The 3,606-nt window shown below is 41.3% G+C and carries 3 protein-coding genes; all 3 read right to left on the minus strand.

Annotated features, from left to right (window positions below):
• Positions 1-308: 308 nt before the first annotated feature.
• The 3 genes from yiaY to EYW48_RS20600 all read right to left on the minus strand — a co-directional run bounded on the left by yiaY (position 309) and on the right by EYW48_RS20600 (position 3,437).
• Positions 309-1,457: an L-threonine dehydrogenase gene (gene yiaY / locus EYW48_RS20590; protein ID WP_277432984.1), complete on the minus strand. Its 1,149-nt coding sequence runs from the start codon at positions 1,455-1,457 to the stop codon at positions 309-311.
• A 368-nt stretch (positions 1,458-1,825) separates the two neighbouring features.
• Positions 1,826-2,515 carry a hypothetical protein gene (locus EYW48_RS20595; protein ID WP_277432985.1) on the minus strand — a complete coding sequence of 230 codons (690 nt, stop codon included), beginning with the start codon at positions 2,513-2,515 and terminating at the stop codon, positions 1,826-1,828.
• 103 nt (positions 2,516-2,618) lie between these two features.
• The gene (locus EYW48_RS20600) at positions 2,619-3,437 is read right to left on the minus strand and encodes an efflux RND transporter permease subunit (protein WP_277432986.1); all 819 of its coding nucleotides are present in this window, start codon (positions 3,435-3,437) and stop codon (positions 2,619-2,621) included.
• Positions 3,438-3,606: the final 169 nt, after the last annotated feature.

A 3,606-nucleotide genomic window follows, 5' to 3' on the forward strand; every position in this document is an offset into this window, starting at 1 on the left:
CGAACAAGGTTTGCCATTCTTGGTTGGTGCGTCGTTTTACCATTTCAAATCTCCTTGAGGTTGGAGGTTTGATCGTATAGCGTGCTGAAGTTGATTAGAATGCGGTGTTTATGACGCGCTTACAATAGAACAGTGATCTTGGCAGTTAGTAATGAAATTAACGAATAATTAATACCTCTTTATGTGCGCATTAACTGAAGTATTAAATAGAAAAGCCTATCTACAGCCAAAGATAAATAGGCCAATACACATTACTTTCGCTAACTGAAGTTAACGAGTCTTTAGCAAACGCGGTTGCTCAATTTGGATTACATAGCGGCAGCAAGAATCGCAATGATTTCTTCATGTGTGGCTTGTTTGGGATTGGTAAACCCACACGCATCTTTGAGCGCATTATCTGCAAGGATGGCAAAATCTTCTTCTTTGACTCCTAATTGTGCTAGACCCGATGGGATGGCAACATCCGCCGCAAGCTGACGAATAGCCTTAATGGCCGCAGATGCAGCTTCATCTTGTGACAGGCCAAGCGTATTAACTCCCAGTGCCTTTGCTACGTCAGCTAATCGGTGTGATGCAACACTGCTATTGTACACTTGCACATGTGGTAAAAGAATTGCATTACATACGCCGTGAGGTAAATCGTAATAACCACCTAGCTGGTGAGCAATGGCGTGTACGTAACCAAGAGATGCGTTGTTAAATGCCATGCCTGCCATAAATTGTGCGTAAGCCATGTTATCACGAGCGGTAATATCATCACCATGATTTACCGCTTGGCGCAAATTAGCTTCGATCATCTCAATAGCTTTTAAGGCAACGGCATCGGTAATGGGGGTAGCGGCAACTGAGACATAGGCTTCAATGGCATGAGTTAGCGCATCCATTCCCGTTGCTGCGGTTAACGATGCCGGTTTCGCAAGCATTAATTCAGGGTCGTTAACTGACATCATTGGCGTAACATGTTTATCTACGATCGCCATCTTAATTTGACGTTCTTCATCAGTAATGATGCAAAAACGGGTCATTTCAGATGCTGTACCTGCGGTGGTGTTTATTGAAATTAGAGGAAGTTGTGGTTTAACTGAACGATCGACGCCTTCATAATCTTCTATTTCACCACCATTTGCTGCGAGTAAGGCAATTCCTTTGGCGCAATCATGTGGTGAACCGCCACCCAATGAAATCACACAGTCACATTTTGCTTCTATTAAAGCCGCCAAACCAGATTTAACATTGTTCACGGTTGGGTTCGGTTTGGTTTCGTCAAAAACGACAAAGTCAATGCTAGAAGCCTGCAGCAAAGCTGTTACTTTTTCAACGACACCAATTTTGTTTAATACTTGGTCAGTCACGATTAAGGCTTTGCTATAACCATGTGAAGTGATAGCGGTTACAGCGTCGGTCAAACAACCTGGCCCCATTAAATTGATAGCAGGTATATAGAACATATTAGACATTGTTTCTCCTATGGCATTCGCCAGTCGTTATTCTGCAATTTGTCTAAAATTCCTTTTAAACAAAAGTTGCTCAAATTCAATGGGGGTAAATTAGCAAGTAGCAGAAGGCATAACTAACCCGTTTTTAAACAAAATAACGTAAATTTTAAAAATTCTGATTTTAAAATAGATCGAAATCAAGAAAGTCTCGAACTCGTAGCGAGTTTATTTCTCACAAGCTGGGATCAATGTCTTTATCGGTCGAATTGGTGGATATTTAAAGAAGTAAATATTGATAGGTTTATTTAATAATGCGGGCTAAAGAAAAAGCGTGAATACCAAAAATATACAAAAAATATATAGGCAGTGGATGGTATTCACGCGAAAGCTTATTTCATCAAGTCAGATTGTTCACGATATGTACCAATCGTTTGCCCATTAAAATTCATCAATAGCGCAGAATCTAAGCTTTGCTTACTAATACCGGCTTCTCTTGCTTGAGCAAGATTAAACTGTGGTCGTACGATTAAGGTTTGATTACGCCAGTTATGACGGATATTTTCTGCGCTTGGCTCGGCATTAAAAATGTCTTCGGCTTGTGCTGCTAATTTACGCAACACCACCGGATCTTCGCCGTAAAATCTAGCTTCAATTTTAGCGGCTGGGGATGGACCATTTTCAATCAATTTAACTTTGTATTCTGCTTCGGGGTATTTGCTACGCAAATAACGACTGATTGTCGGTAGGTACGCATTCATTTGATCGAGGCTAGCCATTTCGATGATCATTTGTCCGTATGAGCTGTAACCTTTCTCTGGTTGGTAAGGCAGAATAAATCGCTGAGCTCCTTGTCCTATAACGGTCGTAATATTCTTTAACCCTATGTTTTCTTTGATATCTTGACCAACAATGTCGTTCTCAATGCGACGAATGAATTCATCGGTAAAACGAATGTCGCTGCCTTCTTCAAGCCAAACATCGATCATGAAAATGGGTGTATTGGATGGTGGGAAAAACACTTGTTTAACGAACCCCATTCCAACAATTGCAGCAATCAAAAAACTTAATACCAGTAACATGGTACTTTTTCTAAATCGCATCGCTACGTTCAACAGACTGCGATAAGCATTGAAAATAAAACCTTGGTAAGTATCTTCTGCTGCTGCTAACGCTTCACCGTCTTTAAATAGCAGGTGGCAGAAGAAGGGGGGTGATAGTCATTGCTGTAAACCAACTGATCGATAACGAAATCAGCAAAACTTTAAACAGCGAGCCACAAAACTCACCCGTATCATCAGGAGACAAACCTATTGGAGCAAAGGCAAGGATACCAATGACGGTGGCACCAAAAAGTGGCCATTGTGTTTGTGTCACGATGGTTTTTGCAGCATGTAGGCGGCTATGGCCACGCTTGATACCAATGATGATCCCTTCTGTCACCACTATCGCGTTATCAACCAGCATACCTAGTGCGATGATCAATGCACCAAGCGAGATGCTTTGTAATTGAATTCCCAATACATTCATCACGATAAATGTACCTAATATGGTGATAAGTAGAACACCACCCATCAATACGCCAGCTTTTAGGCCCATAAAAATTAACAGAACCACAATCACAATGGCGATTGATTCTGCAAGGTTTAGCAAAAATCCGTTAACCGTTTTTTCTACGATGGCGCCTTGGTTATAGACGGTATTGATTTCCATGCCAATGGGACGTTTTGCTAACAAATGTTCCATTTCTTGTGTGATCGCGTTTGAGACATCGACAACGTTGACGCCAGAGTTGAATGATACGCCAATGGAAAGTGCACGTTGGCCTTTATCGTGGTAAATATTTTTCGGTTCTTCCGTAGTTGTTTTGTAAACAGTGGCGATATCGCCTAAATAAACCAATGCGTTACCGTTTGGCGAATTGATAATTAAGTTCTCCATTTCGCTTACTTGGCTGAATTCACCGGTTGGGGTAATGCGTACTCGGCTTGAACCAATCAACATTTTTCCAGCATTAGAAACCACATTCTGATTTTGCAGTTGTTGATATACCCGTGATCATTGAAGATGCTTGATTTTCAATAGAATCAGGATCATGCTACAAACCATGAAAATCACACTGACTCCTCAACAGAAACTGCAACTCGAACAGATGCACGACATTGAGCGTGAT

It is taken from the genome of Vibrio sp. 1180_3, assembly GCF_029478545.1.
Classification (GTDB): Bacteria; Pseudomonadota; Gammaproteobacteria; order Enterobacterales; family Vibrionaceae; genus Vibrio; species Vibrio aestuarianus.